We start from the raw sequence: 15,172 nt of genomic DNA, 5'->3' as shown, positions 1-15,172 counted from the left end.
GTAGGGAGTGGCCTTCAACGGATCGGGCCGAATTTCAAGTCGTTACAAGTGCCTGTGGCGCGGCCACTGCATCCGCCCGACGGCCATACCGCCGGGGGGTATTCCGGCAGCCATTCGTCGAAATTCAGCTGCGCGCAGCGTGCAGTTCGTCTCGCGTTTGTTGCGCCACGCGGCGCGCCGCATCGGCAAAGTCGGTGCCTGCGGAGGCGTAAAGAATGGCGCGCGAAGAGTTCACGATGATGGGGCCGGAGGTCTCTGTGCCCGAGGCGCGCAGGCCGGCTTTCACGGTGGCCACGGCGTCGCCACCCTGGGCGCCCACGCCGGGGATGAGCAGCGGCAAGGTGGGCGCGATCTCGCGCACGCGCTCGATCTCGGCGGGGTAGGTGGCGCCCACCACCAGGCCGAGCTGGCCGTTGAGGTTCCACGGGCCTTGCGCCAGCCGCGCCACGTGTTCATAGAGGCGCGGCTCGCCGCTGATGGTGGCCAGGCGCTGGTTCTGCAGGTCGTCGCCGCCGGGGTTGGAGGTGCGGCACAGCAGAAAGGCGCCCTTGCCGTGGTACTTCAGGTAGGGCTCTACCGAGTCGAAGCCCATGAAGGGCGAGAGCGTGACCGCGTCGGCTCCGTAGCGCTCGAAGGCTTCAATGGCGTATTGCTGCGCGGTGCTGCCGATGTCGCCGCGCTTGGCGTCCAGGATCACGGGCACCTGCGGAGCGGTGCGGCGCATGTGCGCCATGAGGCGCTCCAGCTGTTCTTCTGCGCGGTGCGCGGCGAAGTACGCGATCTGCGGCTTGAAGGCAATGGCCGTGTCGGCCGTGGCCTCGACGATGGCGGCGCAGAAGTCGTAGATGCGGGAGGCGTCGCCTTTGAGGTGCGCTGGGAAACGGGCGGGGTCCGGGTCCAGGCCCACGCACAGCAGGGAACGGTTCACGCGCTCGGCGTTGCGCAGCATGTCGAGAAAGGTCATGGCGCGATTTTAGTTGGCGCCCCGCCGCGCAGCCTTGGCGCCCTGGCGACGAAGGCTCCCGCCATGCCCGCCTAAGATCGTTGGCATGCACACCCTGACCCGACAACAACTGATCATGCTGGTTCTCATCACGCTGGTGTGGGGCACGAACTGGCCCATCATGAAGTTCGGCGTGACGGGGTTCCCGGCGCTGACCTTCCGCACCCTGTGCATGTGGATCGGCCTGCCCGTGCTGGGGCTGTTCCTGTGGTGGCGGCGCGTGCCGTTTCGCATCGGGCGCGAGCATTGGCCTGCGCTGGTCTGGCTCACCGTGTTCAACATGCTCTTCTGGCACACGCTGGCCATCCTGGCGATCCAGACGCTCTCCAGCGGGCGGGCGGCCATTCTGGGCTACACCATGCCCGTGTTTTCGGCGCTGGTGGGCGCGTGGTGGTTTGGCCAGCGGTTGGCTGGTCGTGCGTGGATCGGTGTGGCTGCTGCTGCGCTGGCCGTGCTGCTGTTGCTCTGGTACGAGCTCACGAACCTCAGTGGCAAACCGGTGGGCGTGCTGATGATGCTGGTGGCGGCGGCCACCTGGGCGCTGGGCACGCAGATGATGCGCCACACCCGCATTCCGCAACCCACGCTGACCATTTCCTTCTGGCTCACCGCCATCACCACGGTGTGGATGACGGTGCTCTCGGTGGTGTTCGAGCGCCACGCCTGGATCTGGCCTTCAACCGGCATCTGGTGGGCCATCGTCTACAACGCTGTGGGCATCTTCGCTTTCGCGCAAGTGGCCTGGCTCTCGCTGGCGCGCGAACTGCCGCCGATCGCCTCCACGGTGTCGGTGATGTTCATTCCCGTGCTGGGCGTCTTCACCGGGGCCTGGTGGCTGGGCGAGGTGCTGCACTGGCAGGACTGGGCCGCGGTGGCGCTGGTGATGGTGGCGATTGCCGCGGTGCTGTGGCCCCCACGCTCCACCGCTGCGCGGGTCGCTGCCCCCCGAGGGGGTTGATCCGGCTGGGGGCGGCCCGGCGCCGGATCTTGTGGCCCCCACGCTCCACCGCTGCGCGGGTCGCTGCCCCCCGAGGGAGCTGATCCGGCTGGGGGCGGCCCTGCACCGGATCTTGTGGCCTGGCTCAGCCGGGCTGCACCGTCTCCATGGCCAGGCACAGGTCGGCCCAGGCCTTGCCTTTGTCGGCGGGTGTGCGCAGCAGGTAGGCGGGGTGGTAGGTGACGATCACCGGCACGCCTTCGTACTGGTGCACGCGGCCACGCAGCCGACCGATGGGTTCGTTGGTCTTGAGCAGGGACTGCACGGCAAACCGGCCCATGGCCACGATCACCCGGGGCTTGACCAGCGCCACCTGGCGCGCCAGGTAGGGTTCGCAGCGCGCGACTTCGTCGGGCTGCGGGTTGCGGTTGGCCGGTGGGCGGCACTTGAGCACGTTGGCGATGTAGGTGCCCTGGTCTGCCGTGCCGCTGCGGCTGCGGCCCACGGCGCGCAGCATCTGGTCGAGCAGCTGGCCGGCAGCGCCCACGAACGGCTCGCCCTGCAGGTCTTCGTTTTCGCCCGGGGCTTCGCCCACGATCATCCAGTCGGCCTGCTCGTCGCCCACGCCGAACACGGTGTTCTTGCGGCCCTTGCAAAGTCCGCAAGCCTGGCACCCGGACACCGCCTCGCGCAGCGCCGGCCAGTCCATGTGGTCGACGGGGCTTGGCGTTGCCGGCCGAGATGCCGGCGCTGGCGCCACGGCGTCTGCCATGGCCGGCGCGCGCATCGGCGCTGTCGCCGAGGCCGCTGCTGGCGCCGCTGAAGCGACCGCGGGTGCCGTGACCTCGGGGGCGGTTGCAGGGGGTGCCATGGCGGGCTGCTGCGGCTTGGGCGCCCAGACGCGAACGCCCATTTCCGCCAGCATGGCGCGCTGGCGCGCATCCAGCTCGGGCACGAAAGAGCTGCGGGTCACATCGTTCATGGCGCTGCGTCCTCCGAACCCGATGTCATCAGATTCAGGCTCATCACCACCGCGTCTTCGCGCTTGAGCTGCCCGGCGGGGTAGTAGCCCTTGCGCAGGCCGACCTGCGAGAACCCGTAGCCCTCGTACAGGCGGCGCGCGGCGGCGTTGCTCTGGCGCACCTCCAGCCAGAGCCATTGCGCGCCCTGGCCGCGCGACCACAGCACCAGCGCATCGAGCATGAAGCGCGCCCAGCCCTGGCGCTGGTGCGCAGGGGCCACGGTGATGTTGAGCAGGTGCACCTCGTCCACACCCGGCATGGCCACCAGGTAGCCCAGCAGCACGCGGCCATCGGGGCGCGCGGTCTGGGGCTTGTCACCGGGCAAGGTCTCGCCCAGCAGCATCACCGCCGGGTAGCCGGCCTGCAGCGAATCGTGAAAGTGCTTTTGCGACCAGGGGTGCGCGTACGCGGCCACTTCCACCGCGCGCACCGCGTCGAGGTCGGCAGTGGTCATGGGCGCGAAGGTGATCTGTCGTGCCGGGCCGGGGTGCTGCGGCATGGGCCACGCCCGGGCCTGGTCGGCCAGCGAGCGGGCCACACCCTGGGCCACACCCTCGGCCATGGCGCCGAGCATGTCGTCCACTTCGGTGTCCATGGGGCGCGGGCTCACGGCGTGGCGGCAGCGTTCACCCGCAGCCGTTCGCGTTCGTCGGTGGTCTGGGCGACTTTGTCGCGCACGTACAGCGGCATGGCGTCGCGCGCGGCGACCGCGGCACCCTGGGCCAGCAGGGCGGGCGCCAGGCGCAGCAGCGCGGCCGCGCCGGGCAGGGCAGGTTGCCGTGTGCCGGGCACGCCGGCCAGACCGCTCGCGCAGGTGTCGAAGACGTTGCCGGTCAGCAGCACTTCGCCGCCCGCGGGCAGGTGTTGCTGCCACTGCGTGTGCAGGTGGGCCTGCACATCGGCCGGCGCGCACAGCCGGGGCGGCGCCAGAGGCGCCAGGCCAGACGGCGTGCAGGTGTACGTGGCCACGTACAGCTCGCCCATGCGCGCATCGAGCAGCGCCGAGATGGCGCCGGGCGCAGGGTGCCCTTGTTGCTCGCGTGTCCAGCGGGCTTCTTCGGCGAGGGCGAGCAGGGTGTCCACGGGCAGCACCGGCAAGCCTGCCGGGCGCTCTGTGCCTTGCGCGCCATAGGCCAGGCCCTGGGCCACCGCGCAGGCGGTGCGCAGCCCGGTGAATGAGCCGGGCCCGCGGCCGAACACCACGGCATCCAGGCTGGCAAGCGACCAGCCGGTGGCATCCAGCGCCTGTTTCACCAGGGGCAGCAAGGTCGTCGAGGCCATGGCGCCGCCCGGGCCACTGTGCTGCCACACCAGGCCATCGGGTGCGCCCGAGCCGAGCGCGACCGACAGGGTGTCGGTGCTGGTTTCCAGGGCAAGCAGGCGCAGGGCAGAAGGCATCGCGCGATTATCGGGCACGGGGTGCCTGGACCTGGGTGGAGTCGGGTGCCGCCGGCTGTCTTGCCAGTCGGCCATTGGCCTTGTGTGCGCCCATGCATGTGCAGGGCCGTTTCATAATCTCGCACCATGCGCGACCTCGCCTTTTCCCTCTTTTCACGTGCCCCGCGCTGGGTGCGCGGGCTCGCGCTGTGTGTGCTGGCCGGGCTGACGCTGCCCGCCTGCGCGCAGATGGCGGGCCGTGGTGGCGCGCTGCCGCCGGCGGTGATGGACGCCCTGAACCGTGCGCAGGTGCCGGCCAGTGCGCTGTCGGCGCTGGTGATCTCGGTCGACCCCGATGCCCATGAGCGCCTGCGCCACCGGGCCGGCACGCCGGTGAACCCGGCGTCGGTCATGAAGCTGGTGACCACCTACGCCGCCATCGACATGCTGGGCAGCGATTTCACCTGGAACACCCGCTTCTACACCGACGGCGCGGTCGAAAACGGCGTGCTGCGCGGCAACCTTTACGTGCGCGGCGGCGGCGACCCCAAGCTGGTGCTCGAGCGCATTCAGGCTGCCTACCTGGCGCTGCAAGCCAAGGGCGTGCGCGTGATCCTGGGCGACATGGTGCTCGACCACAGCGCGTTTGAGCTGCCGGCCATCGACCCCGGTGCGTTCGATGGCGAGGCCCTGCGCCCCTACAACGCCACGCCGGATGCGCTGTTGGTCAACTTCAAGTCGGTCATCCTGACCTTCCAGCCCGACCCGGCCAATGGCGTGGCCTACGTGGTCAGCGAGCCGCCGATGGCGGGCCTCGCGGTGGATGCCACCGTGCCGCTCTCGCGCACCGCCTGCGGCGACTGGCGCAGCGCGGTGCAGGCGCGTTTTGACGACCCCGACCGCATCCGTTTCGAAGGCCGCTACCCGCAAAACTGTGGCGAACTCAAGTGGCCCGTGGCCTACCAGCAGCCGGCCAGTTACGCGGCGCGCGCCATGGAGGGGCTGTGGCGCGCCAGTGGCGGCTCCATCACCGGGCGGGTGCGCGACGGCGTGATGCCGGCCGAAGTACAGCTGCTGCACGAAGCGCGCTCGCTGCCGCTGTCCGAAATCATCGTGGACGTGAACCAGTGGAGCAACAACGTGATGGCGCAGCAGGTGTTCCTTACGCTGGGCCAGCTCGCGCTGCCGCAGACCGCCACGCCGCAGCTGGCCTTGATGGCGCCGGGCTCGGCGGCCGACCGCATGGTGCCTTCGCGTCCGGCGCGCTTCGAGCTCTCGCGCGAGGTGGTGACCGACTGGTGGAAGCGCACCTTTGGCCCTCGCGTGCCGGGGCCGGTGCTCGACAACGGCTCGGGCCTCTCCCGCGAAGAGCGCATCACGCCCGAGGCGCTGGCGGGCTTGCTGCGCCATGCGGCGCGCCATCCGCAAGGCAGCCAGTTCGTGCAGTCGCTCTCGGTTGCCGGCGTGAGCGGCACGGCCGCGCGGCTGGCGCGTGGCAACCAGAGCGCGGCGCGGGGCAACGCCTGGGTGAAGACCGGCACCCTGCGCGACGTGACCGGCATCGCGGGTTACGTGAACGCGGTCAATGGTGCGCGCTACGCGGTGGTGGGGTTCGTCAACCACCCCAACGCGCCCGCCGCCCGCCCCGCGCTGGACGCGTTGCTGGAGTGGACGGCCTCCCAGCCCGACTGACCCGTGACCCTCGCGTTTGGTGACCTCATCGGCTTTGCAGCCGCTTTCCTGACCACGGCCAGCTTCGTGCCGCAGGCGTGGCTGACGTTTCGCACGCGCGACGTGAGCGGCATTTCGCTGGGCATGTACAGCGCGTTCACCCTCGGCGTGGCGCTGTGGCTGCTGTACGGCTTGAGCCTGGGCGCCTGGCCGGTGGTGGTGGCCAACGCCATCACGCTGGCCCTGGCGCTGGCCATCCTGGTGATGAAGCTGCGCTTCGGGCGTCCGCCGCGACGCTGACGGATCAGGCTGCGGCGCGCTCCAGCCGGTCGCGCACGCCATCCCATTCCACGCCCTCGGGCGGTGTTTCCACCCAGATCAGGCGCACGCCGGTGGCGTCGAGTTCGCGCAGCACGGCAAAGAGTTCGCGGGCGGCGGCTGCCGCGTCGTCGGGCATGCGACGGCGTGGCACCTGGCGCGCCGGCTCCATGGCGCTGCGTGCGTAGAGCGCGATACCTTTGGCGTCATGGCCCAGCACCTGAAACGCGGCGCGCAGCTGGCGGGCATCCATCAGCCGCACCTTGGCGCGCGGCGCGTAGTGGGATTCCAGCGTGCCCGAGGCGCGTGGTGCGGCCTCGTCGCGCTCGCGCACCGGTTGGCCGCAAGCGGCTTCCAGCTGCGCCGTGGTGAGCATGCCCGGGCGCAGCAGCACGGGATGCGGTCGCGTGCAGTCGACGATGGTGGATTCGATGCCCACGGGGCAGGCACCGCCGTCCAGGATGAGCAGATCGCCCTCGGCCAGTGCGGTGAACTCTTCGGCCACGTGCGCGGCGGTGGTGGGGCTCACCCGCCCAAACCGGTTGGCGCTGGGCGCGGCGACGCCATTCACGCCGCGCGCTGCCGCTGCTTTCAGCAGCGCCTGCGCCACCGGGTGTGCCGGGCAGCGCAGGCCGACTGAATCCTGCCCGCCCGCTGCCACCGCCGCCACACCCTCGCGGCGCGGCAGGATCAGGGTGAGCGGCCCGGGCCAGAAGGCCTGCATCAGCGCGGCGGCGAACGCCGGCACGTCGCGCGCGTAGTGGTCCACGCCGTGGCGCCAGCCGCTGGCGCTGCTGCCGGCCGCGAGGTGAACGATGAGCGGGTGATCGGCCGGGCGGCCCTTGGCTTCAAAGATGCGGTGCACCGCCGTGGCGTTGTCGGCGTCGGCCGCCAGGCCATACACGGTTTCGGTGGGCATGCCCACCAGCGAGCCCTCGGCCAGGCGCTGCGCAGCGGCGTCGATGGCAGCCGGGTCTTTCGCGGACAGCAGCAGCGGCATGGCGCGGGTCAGGCGTCCAGGGGGGGCAGGCCCAGCAGCGCCAGCACCTGTGACGTGGTGTCGCGCACCTGCGCCACGCTGGCGCCCGTGATGTTGAGGTGGCCCATCTTGCGGCCCGGGCGCGCACCGAGCTTGCCGTACAGGTGCAGGTGGGTGCCGGGCAGTACGAGCACCGCGCCCCAGGGCGGCGATTCCGCCTGCGGGCCGGGCAGCGCACGCACCGCGTTGGCCTGAAACCAGAGGTCGCCGAGCAGGTTGACCATGATGGTCGGGCTGTGTTGGCGAGGCGGTGTGAGCGGCAGGCCGGCGAGTGCGCGCACCTGGGCTTCGAACTGCGACACGTCGCAGGCGTTCTGCGTGTAATGCCCGCTGTTGTGGGGGCGCGGTGCCATTTCATTGACGACGAGGTCGAGCGTGCCGCCTGCGGTGTCCACCACGAAGTACTCGACGCACAGCACGCCCACATAGCGCAGGTGGTTCGCAATCGCGACCGTGCTGGCTTGCGCGCGCTGCGCCAGCGTGGCGTCCACCGCGCCGTCGAAGACTTCCGTCAGCGCCAGGATGCCGTCGTGGTGCGTGTTTTTCTGCACCGGGAAAGTCACCACCTGGCCGTCGGCACCACGCGCCACGATCACCGAGCATTCGGCACGCAGGGGCAGCATTTTCTCCAGCACGCAGGGCACCTTGTCGAGGTCGTCCCAGGCCGCGGCCAGGGCTTCGCGCGTGGTCACGCGCACCTGGCCCTTGCCGTCGTAGCCCATGCGCGCGGTCTTGAGGATGCCGGGCAGCAGGTGGTCGGGCACGGCGCGCAAAGAGGCGTCGGTGGTGATGACCGCGTGCGGTGCAGGCGCCACGCCGCTGATGGGCGCGCACTGCTCGAAGTGCGCCTTTTCCTTGATGCGGTCCTGCGCCACGGCCACGCACGCGGCCGAAGGTGCCACCGGCCGCTGCGCGGCGAGCGCGGCCAGCGCATGGGCGGGCACGTTTTCAAATTCGGTGGTGATGGCGTCGCAGCGCTGCATCAGCTGGGCCAGGCCCTGCTCGTCGTCGTAGGCCGTTCGGATGTGGTGGTGGCTGACGAGGCCGGCGGGGCTGGCCGGATCGGGATCGAGCACCACGGTGAAGTAGCCCATGGCCTGCGCCGCCTGCACAAACATGCGGCCGAGCTGGCCACCGCCCATCACGCCCAGCGTGGTCTGCTGGCCATTGACGGAGGGGCTGCCGGGGAGAAGGGTGTTGAGGGTCATGCGGGCAGGGTCATCGCGCGGGCTGCAGCGGTCTGCTGCGCGCGGAAGGTGTCGAGTTTGTGGCGCAGTTCCGGGTCGTGGCTGGCGAGCATGGCCACGGCAAACAGCGCCGCGTTGGCGGCACCGGCGGCGCCGATGGCGAAGGTGGCCACGGGCACGCCTTTGGGCATCTGCACGATGCTGTGCAGCGAGTCCACACCGCTCAGGTGCTTGCTCGCCACGGGCACGCCCAGCACCGGCACCGTGGTCTTGGCCGCGAGCATGCCGGGCAGGTGGGCAGCGCCCCCCGCGCCCGCGATGATGGCCTTGAGCCCGCGCGTGGCGGCGGCCTCGGCGTAGGTGAACATGTCGTCGGGCATGCGGTGCGCCGACACGACGCGCGCTTCGTGTGCAATGCCGAAGTCCTGCAGGATCTGCACGGCGTGCTGCATGGTGTCCCAGTCGCTGCTGGAGCCCATGAGCACGCCCACTTGGATGGAGTTCATGAAGGTGCCTCTGGCCGATGGGCCCCCGGCAGGGGGCTGAGCCGGTCGCGCGCGCCGCGGTGCGGGGCGTCTCCGGTAAAGTGTCGATTTTACGTTTGCCGACCGCCGACCCTGCGCGGTTGGCCTTGCCCAGGCCCCCTCCCATGATCAACGTCACCGTCGCCAACTTTGAAGCCGAGGTCATCGAGGCCTCGATGCACACCCCCGTGCTGGTGGATTTCTGGGCGCCGTGGTGCGGCCCCTGCAAGGTGATCGGCCCGTTGCTGGAAAAGCTCGAGACCGACTACGCCGGGCGCTTCAAGCTGGTGAAGATCGACTCCGACCAGGAGCAGCAACTCGCCGCCGCCTTCGGCATTCGCAGCATTCCCACCTGTGTGTTGCTCATCAACGGCCAGCCTGTGGACGGCTTCATGGGCGCGTTGCCCGAAGGGCAGATCAAGGCCTTCCTTGACAAACACCTGCCCAGCGCCGAAGAACTGCAGGCCGAAGAAGTGGAAGCAGAGGCGCAGGATGCGCTGGCAGAGGGCGACCTGGAAGGCGCGCTGGACAAGCTGCAGCAGGCCGTGCAGACCGACCCCAACAACGACGACGCGCGCTTTGACCTCGTCAAGCTGCTGCTGGAAATGGGGCAGGACGACGATGCCAAGGTGGCTTTTGCCCCCGTCATTGCCAAGGCCGCCGGTGTGCGCCGCCTCGATTCCCTGCAGCGCTGGATGACCGCGCGCGACGCGCAGGCCAACGTGAACGACCCCGATGCCCGTGCCGCCGAATTGCAGGCGGCGATTGCCGCCAACAAGCGCGACTTCGATGCGCGCTTTGCGCTTGCGCAGCTGCTCATGGCCTACGGCCAGTGGGTGCCCGCGATGGACGAGTTGCTGGAGATCCTGATGCGCGACAAGGCGTGGAGCGAAGACCTGGCGCGCAAGACCTTCATCGCCATTCTGGACATCATCGACCCGCCCAAGCCCAAGGTGGCCGAAGGCCAGGTGCCACCCGAAGACCCGACGGTGGCGACCTACCGCCGCCGGCTGTCGTCCGTCGTCTTGAGCTGAGCTGAAAAGCCCCCGTTCGTCCCGAGCTTGGTGAGGGGCGCTGGCGAAGCCTGGCGTGCGGGGGCTTCGACAGGCTCAGCCCGAACGGAGTGGGGCTCAGCCCGAACGGAGTGGGGCTCGGTTCGAGCAGAGTGGGGTCTCAGCCCGAACGGATGGGCGTGCCGTCCGGCGGAGTGGGGCTTGGCCCGAGCGCGTTGCGCTCAGCCCATCAGGCGCGTGAGCGCTTCCTGGTATTTGGCCGAGGTTTTCTCGATCACCTCGCGGGGCAGGCGCGGCGCTGGCGGGGTCTTGTCCCAGGGCTTGCCGCCCACCTGCGCGGTTTCCAGCCAGTCGCGCAGGAACTGCTTGTCGTAGCTGGGCGGGTTCTGCCCCACCACGTAGCTTTCGGCGGGCCAGTAGCGCGAACTGTCGGGGGTGAGCACTTCGTCCATCAACACGAGCTGGCCGGCCGGGTCCAGGCCAAACTCGAACTTGGTGTCCGCAATGATGATGCCCTTCTTGAGCGCGATCGCCGCAGCCGCCTTGTAGAGCCGGATCGACACGTCGCGGATCTGCGCGGCCAGGTCGGCGCCGATCATCTCCACCGTGCGCTCGAAGGTGATGTTTTCGTCGTGCTCGCCCATGGCCGCCTTGGCGGCCGGAGTGTAGATCGGCTCGGGCAGCGGCGAGGCGTTTTGCAGGCCTTCGGGCAGCTTCACGCCGCAGACCGAGCGGCTCTCCTGGTATTCCTTCCAGCCGCTGCCCGCGAGGTAGCCGCGCACCACGGCTTCCACAGGGATCGGCTTGAGGCGTTGCACCAGCATCGAACGGCCGGTGACCTGTGGGGCTTCCGCCGCGGAAACCACGCTCTCGGGCGCCTCGCCCGTCAGGTGGATCGGGCAGATGTTCAGGCCCTTGGGGCCGAGCTGGTCGAACCAGAACAGCGAGAGCCGGGTGAGGAGCTCGCCCTTGCCGGGGATCGGCTCACCCATGATCACGTCGAAGGCGCTGATGCGGTCGCTGGCCACCATCAGGATGCGGTCGTCGCCCACGGCGTAGTTGTCGCGCACCTTGCCGCGTGCCAGCAAGGGCAGGGAGGTGAGGGCCGAGGTGTGCAAGGCAGAGGTCATGGTCGGATCGGGGATAAGCGGGACAAGAAAAAAGCCCGTTGAACAGCCAACGGGCTTTGAACCATTCCGGGCGATTATCGCAAGTTGGCGGCGGCCCGGGTCGAACGCGCGGTCCGCCTGCGCTGCGCTTACTTCGCCGCCAGTCCGAGGCGTTCGATGAGGGCCTTGTCCTTGGCGTACGTCTCGGCGGCCCACTTGCGGTAGTCCTCGCCGTTGCGGTACCACATGGCCTGGTTGAGCTGGCCCAGCACTTCGATGTGCTTGGGGTCTTCCATGGCTTTCTTGAAGGCGTCGTGCAGCACCTTGGTGATGGCGGGGTCCATGCCCTTGGGGCCTGCCAGGCCGTAGGGCGAGGTGGACACCACGTTGTAGCCGAGCTCCTGCGCGGTGGGCACTTCGGGCCAGCGCTGGGTGCGCTGCTCGCCAAAGGTGACCAGCAGGCGCATCTGGCCGCCGTCGACGTATTTGTCCCAGCCGCTGGCATCGCTTTGCGCCATCACGTGGCCGCCGAGCAGCGCGGCCTGCAGGTCGGCGTTGCCTTTGAAGGGCACGTGGGTGAGTTGCACCTTGGCGTTGCCGGCCAGTTCTTCCATCAGCAGGTGCGGGCTGCTGCCGGTGCCGGTGGAGCCGTAGTTGATGGCGCCCGGTTGCTTGCGCGCGGCCTCGATGTATTCCTTGAAGGTCTTGTAGGGCGAGTCGGCTTTCACGGTGAGGCCGAAGGTGTAGCCCGAGACGCCGATGATGTAGGTGAAGTCGGTCAGCGGGTCCCAGTTGGTCTTCTGCATGTGCGGCATGCGCAGCAGGCCGAGCGGGAACTGGGCGATGGTGTAGCCGTCGGGCTTGGCGGTTTGCGCCATGGTGCTGGGGCCGAGGGTGCCGCCGGCGCCCGGGCGGTTTTCGACCACGATGGGCTGGCCCAGGTGTTTGCTGGCGATCTCGGCCAGTGCGCGCAGGTGGCGGTCGGTGGAGCCGCCGGCGGGCCACGGAATGATGAGCGTGACCGGTCGGCTGGGGTAGGCCTGGGCTTGCGCCTGGGCCACGCTGAACGGGGCCACGCCGGCGGTGGCAGCGGCGGCCGCCAGCAGCAGGGCTCGCCGGCGCTGCGATGGGGGTGTCGTGTTCTTCATGGTGTTGTCTCCTTCTTGGGGGTGCCGGGTCGGCGGGGGATGCGGCGCGGGGGGGTGGGCGCTGCGCGGGTGCTGTGGGTGTCAGGGAGGGTGGGCGGCATCGCGAGCGGCTTGCTGCTCCTGCAGTTCGCGCCACATCACCTTGCCACTGCCCGAGCGGGGCAGCGCCTCCACGAATTCAACGATGCGGGGGCTTTTGTAGGCGGCCATGTGGCCGTGCGCCCAGTCGATCACGTCCTGCTCGCTGACCTGGCCGCGCTGCCCGGGCCGCAGCACCACCAGCGCCTTGACGGTTTCGCCGCGGCGCGGGTCGCGCACGCCGATCACGCAGGCTTCCTGGATGGCGGGGTGGTGGTACATGAGCGCCTCCACCTCGGCTGGCCACACCTTGAAGCCGCTGGCGTTGATCATGCGTTTGAGGCGGTCGGTCATGAAGAAGTAGCCGTCCGCGTCCACGTGCCCGAGGTCGCCGGTGCGCAGGAAGCGCCGGCCGTCGATCTCGACGAAAGACTCGCGCGTGGCCTGCGGATTGCGCCAGTAGCCCTGCATGACCTGCGGGCCGTGCACCACGATCTCGCCGGTGTCGCCGTGCGCGAGCTCCGCCAGCGTGTCGGGGTCGACCACGCGGGCGTCCACATCGAACACCGGAATGCCCAGGCACTGCGCCTTGGGCCGGTGCAGCGGGTTGATGTGGGTGGCAGCCATGGTCTCTGACATGCCGTAGCCCTCGATGTAGTCCAGGCCCGTGAGGGCCTTGAGGCGCGCGGCCACCGCGTCGGGCATGGCTGCGCCACCGCCGCGAATGCACGCGAGGCTGGCGAGGTCCACCTGTTCGATCTGCGGGTGGGCGAGGAAGTCGATCACCATGGTGGAGATCGCCTGCCACACCGTGACGCGGTAGCGCTGCATGCAGATGGCGGCGACTTCGCGGTCCCAGCGCGAGAGCACGACCAGCGTGGCGCCGGCATACAGGGGTCCATTGAGGCTGCCGGCCAGGCCGGTGACGTGAAAGAACGGCAGCACGGCCAGGCACACCGTGTCCTGCGAGGTGCCGAACCAGCGCGCACCGCCCACCAGCGTGCTCATCACGCTGCGGTGGGTGTGCATGCAGCCCTTGGGCAGGCCGGTGGTGCCCGAGGTGTAGGGCATGGTGCACAGGTCGTCCGGGCCGGTGATGACGGGTCCGGGCGTGTGTTTGGCGGCAATGGCGTCGGCCCAGGCCACCACGCCTTCACCCGCCACCGGCATGCGTGGCGCGGCCACGAATTCGGGCACGCGCAGGTCGGTCGGGCCGCGGAGGTGGTCGCTGTAGGTGGCCACCACCACATGGCGCAGGCCATCGGCCGCGCCGGCCGGTGCGAGCAGCGGGCGTACCTGTGGCAACAGGTCCTGGGCCACGAAGGCCACCTGCGCGCCGCTGTCGGTGAGGCAGTGGCGCAGCTCTTCGACGCGGTTCATCGGGTTCACCGGCACCGCCACCGCGTTGGCGCGCAGGATGCCGTAGAACGCCAGCGCCCACTGCGGGCTGTTCTGCATGCACAGCAGCACGCGGTCGCCCGGCTTGACGCCGCACACCTGCTGCAGGTAGCCGGCGATGTGCTCGGCCTCGCGCAGGAAATCGGCGTAGGTCAGCGGCGTGTCGTAGAAGACGATGAAGGGCTTGTCGGGGTAGCGCCGGGCCGAAACCTCGAGGTTGTGGAAGACGTGCGTCTGCGGCAGCGTCAGGTGGCGCGGCAGGCCGGGGGGCCAGTGGGCCGAAAGGGAGGGCGTCATGCGACTGGTGTGGGCTGGCGGTCATTCCGCTGAGCGGAAAACCATGTGATCGCATTCACAATATACGGCGCGACGATGAGGCATGTAAATGCTCATCAGGGAAAGCGAGCATCGGTTGCCCGTGTGTCTGGGCAGAGAATTCCGATGTGCGGAATACAGGTCGCCGATGGGGCTCGCCATATTCCGATCTGCAGAAAAAGGACACGCACCATGGGACGCCAGCGCCACACCGCCTCCACGCCGCTTGTGCAGGCAGACCCGTCGGAAGACCGCCGTTTTGTCACCGCGCTGGCGCGCGGGCTGACGGTGCTGCGCAGCTTTGGCCCGGCCGACCGCTGGCTCGCACACCAGGAGCTGGCGCGGCGCACCGGCCTGCCGCAGGCCACGGTGTCGCGCCTCACGTTCACGCTCACCAGCCTGGGCTACCTGCGCCACCGCGCGGCCACGGGCGAATACGCGCTGAGCCCGGCCGTGCTGGCGCTGGGCTTCAGCGTGCTGTCCAACTTCGAGGTGGGGCGCATTGCCCGGCCTTTCATGGAGACGCTGGCCGAGCACACCCAGGCCGCCATTTCGCTGGGTGTGCGGCACGACACCTCGGTGGTGTACGTGGCCCACTGCCGCAGCACGGCGCGGCTCATCCTCGGGCTGGACGTGGGCACGCGCCTGCCGTTTGCCGAGACCGCCATGGGCCGCGCCATCTGGTGCGCTGCCCCGGCGGGCAGCCGGGCCTTGATGGCGCGGCGCCTGCAGGCGCAGGATGCCGCGCGCTGGCCGGCCCGCGAAGCCGGCTTGCGGCGCGCCGAAGCCGACTGCGCCGAGCTCGGCTACGCCACGTCCGAGTCCGAGTGGGAGAGCGAGATCGCCGCCATTGGCGTGGGCATCGACCTGGGCGACGGCCGCGAGCCGCTGGCGCTCACCGTCGGCGGGCCGGCTTCGCGCTTGCAGGGCGCGCTGCTGCACGACGACTTCGGCCCTGCGCTGGTGCGCACGGGGCGCGAGATCGTGGCGGCGATTCAGGCGGCGGGTTGGGAAGACTGAACACCCCTGCCGC

At 69.7% G+C, this 15,172-nt stretch carries 15 protein-coding genes; 5 read left to right on the top strand and 10 right to left on the bottom strand.

Translation table 11 applies throughout. The features are described from left to right. Positions 1-124 precede the first annotated feature (124 nt). Positions 125-964 (bottom strand): orotidine-5'-phosphate decarboxylase, encoded by an 840-nt coding sequence (pyrF, locus tag KXJ60_RS10185; protein ID WP_291126881.1) that lies wholly within the window; start codon positions 962-964, stop codon positions 125-127. A gap of 85 nt (positions 965-1,049) precedes the next feature. On the opposite strand from pyrF, the gene KXJ60_RS10180 reads away from it, so the two are divergent. Further along, positions 1,050-1,961, top strand: a complete 912-nt coding sequence (locus KXJ60_RS10180) for a DMT family transporter (RefSeq protein WP_291126879.1) — start codon at positions 1,050-1,052, stop codon at positions 1,959-1,961. Between the two features lie 124 nt (positions 1,962-2,085). Here KXJ60_RS10180 and KXJ60_RS10175 read toward each other — a convergent pair whose 3' ends face one another. From KXJ60_RS10175 to tsaB, 3 genes are all read right to left on the bottom strand, one after another. After that, on the bottom strand, positions 2,086-2,922 hold the full coding sequence (locus KXJ60_RS10175; RefSeq protein WP_291126877.1) for a uracil-DNA glycosylase: 837 nt from the start codon (positions 2,920-2,922) through the stop codon (positions 2,086-2,088). Beyond that, positions 2,919-3,461 carry a ribosomal protein S18-alanine N-acetyltransferase gene (gene rimI, locus KXJ60_RS10170; protein ID WP_291126911.1) on the bottom strand — a complete coding sequence of 181 codons (543 nt, stop codon included), beginning with the start codon at positions 3,459-3,461 and terminating at the stop codon, positions 2,919-2,921. The genes KXJ60_RS10175 and rimI overlap by 4 nt, the downstream gene beginning before the upstream one ends. Positions 3,462-3,568: 107 nt before the next feature. After that, positions 3,569-4,360: a tRNA (adenosine(37)-N6)-threonylcarbamoyltransferase complex dimerization subunit type 1 TsaB gene (gene tsaB, locus KXJ60_RS10165; protein WP_291126875.1), complete on the bottom strand. Its 792-nt coding sequence runs from the start codon at positions 4,358-4,360 to the stop codon at positions 3,569-3,571. A 126-nt stretch (positions 4,361-4,486) separates the two neighbouring features. Between tsaB and dacB the strand changes: the two genes are divergently transcribed. Together dacB and KXJ60_RS10155 are read left to right on the top strand one after the other, a co-directional pair. Beyond that, on the top strand, positions 4,487-6,031 hold the full coding sequence (gene dacB, locus KXJ60_RS10160; RefSeq protein ID WP_291126873.1) for a D-alanyl-D-alanine carboxypeptidase/D-alanyl-D-alanine-endopeptidase: 1,545 nt from the start codon (positions 4,487-4,489) through the stop codon (positions 6,029-6,031). Between the two features lie 3 nt (positions 6,032-6,034). Then, positions 6,035-6,310, top strand: a complete 276-nt coding sequence (locus KXJ60_RS10155; protein ID WP_291126871.1) for a SemiSWEET transporter — start codon at positions 6,035-6,037, stop codon at positions 6,308-6,310. Positions 6,311-6,314: 4 nt separating this feature from the next. Here the strand turns inward: KXJ60_RS10155 and KXJ60_RS10150 are convergent, their stop codons facing one another. The 3 genes from KXJ60_RS10150 to purE are packed head-to-tail and all read right to left on the bottom strand — an operon-like array spanning position 6,315 to position 9,060. After that, positions 6,315-7,322, bottom strand: a complete 1,008-nt coding sequence (locus KXJ60_RS10150; RefSeq protein ID WP_291126909.1) for an L-threonylcarbamoyladenylate synthase — start codon at positions 7,320-7,322, stop codon at positions 6,315-6,317. Between the two features lie 14 nt (positions 7,323-7,336). Further along, positions 7,337-8,575 carry a 5-(carboxyamino)imidazole ribonucleotide synthase gene (locus tag KXJ60_RS10145; protein WP_291126869.1) on the bottom strand — a complete coding sequence of 413 codons (1,239 nt, stop codon included), beginning with the start codon at positions 8,573-8,575 and terminating at the stop codon, positions 7,337-7,339. Then, the gene (gene purE, locus KXJ60_RS10140; RefSeq protein WP_291126867.1) at positions 8,572-9,060 is read right to left on the bottom strand and encodes a 5-(carboxyamino)imidazole ribonucleotide mutase; all 489 of its coding nucleotides are present in this window, start codon (positions 9,058-9,060) and stop codon (positions 8,572-8,574) included. Before purE ends, KXJ60_RS10145 begins: the two co-directional genes overlap by 4 nt. A gap of 143 nt (positions 9,061-9,203) precedes the next feature. Between purE and trxA the strand changes: the two genes are divergently transcribed. Further along, complete coding sequence (trxA, locus tag KXJ60_RS10135; RefSeq protein WP_291126865.1) at positions 9,204-10,112, top strand: thioredoxin; 909 nt, start codon at positions 9,204-9,206, stop codon at positions 10,110-10,112. 200 nt (positions 10,113-10,312) lie between these two features. Here trxA and KXJ60_RS10130 read toward each other — a convergent pair whose 3' ends face one another. The 3 genes from KXJ60_RS10130 to KXJ60_RS10120 form a co-directional block, all read right to left on the bottom strand. Then, on the bottom strand, positions 10,313-11,221 hold the full coding sequence (locus KXJ60_RS10130) for a phosphoribosylaminoimidazolesuccinocarboxamide synthase (protein ID WP_291126863.1): 909 nt from the start codon (positions 11,219-11,221) through the stop codon (positions 10,313-10,315). Positions 11,222-11,349: 128 nt separating this feature from the next. Further along, positions 11,350-12,348, bottom strand: coding sequence for a tripartite tricarboxylate transporter substrate binding protein (locus KXJ60_RS10125; protein WP_291126861.1), 999 nt, complete (start codon positions 12,346-12,348; stop codon positions 11,350-11,352). 81 nt (positions 12,349-12,429) lie between these two features. Then, a complete protein-coding gene (locus KXJ60_RS10120; RefSeq protein WP_291126859.1) occupies positions 12,430-14,121 on the bottom strand; it encodes a long-chain fatty acid--CoA ligase in 1,692 nt (563 codons plus the stop codon). Between the two features lie 210 nt (positions 14,122-14,331). Here KXJ60_RS10120 and KXJ60_RS10115 point away from each other — a divergent pair, with 210 nt between their 5' ends. Beyond that, on the top strand, positions 14,332-15,159 hold the full coding sequence (locus KXJ60_RS10115; RefSeq protein WP_291126857.1) for an IclR family transcriptional regulator: 828 nt from the start codon (positions 14,332-14,334) through the stop codon (positions 15,157-15,159). Positions 15,160-15,172 lie beyond the last annotated feature (13 nt).

It is taken from the genome of Hydrogenophaga sp., assembly GCF_019264445.1.
Taxonomy (GTDB): Bacteria; Pseudomonadota; Gammaproteobacteria; order Burkholderiales; family Burkholderiaceae_C; genus Hydrogenophaga.
The sequence above is the reverse complement of the archived record's forward strand: the minus strand, read 5'-3'. Positions and strand labels throughout refer to the sequence as shown.

Excerpts from the sequence above, each read along its gene's own strand:
- pyrF (WP_291126881.1), bottom strand. The coding sequence starts at position 964 with ATGACCTTTCTCGACATGCTGCGCAACGCCGAGCGCGTGAACCGTTCC.
- KXJ60_RS10180 (WP_291126879.1), top strand. The coding sequence starts at position 1,050 with ATGCACACCCTGACCCGACAACAACTGATCATGCTGGTTCTCATCACG.
- KXJ60_RS10175 (WP_291126877.1), bottom strand. The coding sequence starts at position 2,922 with ATGAACGATGTGACCCGCAGCTCTTTCGTGCCCGAGCTGGATGCGCGC.
- rimI (WP_291126911.1), bottom strand. The coding sequence starts at position 3,461 with ATGCCGCAGCACCCCGGCCCGGCACGACAGATCACCTTCGCGCCCATG.
- tsaB (WP_291126875.1), bottom strand. The coding sequence starts at position 4,360 with ATGCCTTCTGCCCTGCGCCTGCTTGCCCTGGAAACCAGCACCGACACC.
- dacB (WP_291126873.1), top strand. The coding sequence starts at position 4,487 with ATGCGCGACCTCGCCTTTTCCCTCTTTTCACGTGCCCCGCGCTGGGTG.
- KXJ60_RS10145 (WP_291126869.1), bottom strand. The coding sequence starts at position 8,575 with ATGACCCTCAACACCCTTCTCCCCGGCAGCCCCTCCGTCAATGGCCAG.
- purE (WP_291126867.1), bottom strand. The coding sequence starts at position 9,060 with ATGAACTCCATCCAAGTGGGCGTGCTCATGGGCTCCAGCAGCGACTGG.
- trxA (WP_291126865.1), top strand. The coding sequence starts at position 9,204 with ATGATCAACGTCACCGTCGCCAACTTTGAAGCCGAGGTCATCGAGGCC.
- KXJ60_RS10130 (WP_291126863.1), bottom strand. The coding sequence starts at position 11,221 with ATGACCTCTGCCTTGCACACCTCGGCCCTCACCTCCCTGCCCTTGCTG.
- KXJ60_RS10125 (WP_291126861.1), bottom strand. The coding sequence starts at position 12,348 with ATGAAGAACACGACACCCCCATCGCAGCGCCGGCGAGCCCTGCTGCTG.
- KXJ60_RS10120 (WP_291126859.1), bottom strand. The coding sequence starts at position 14,121 with ATGACGCCCTCCCTTTCGGCCCACTGGCCCCCCGGCCTGCCGCGCCAC.
- KXJ60_RS10115 (WP_291126857.1), top strand. The coding sequence starts at position 14,332 with ATGGGACGCCAGCGCCACACCGCCTCCACGCCGCTTGTGCAGGCAGAC.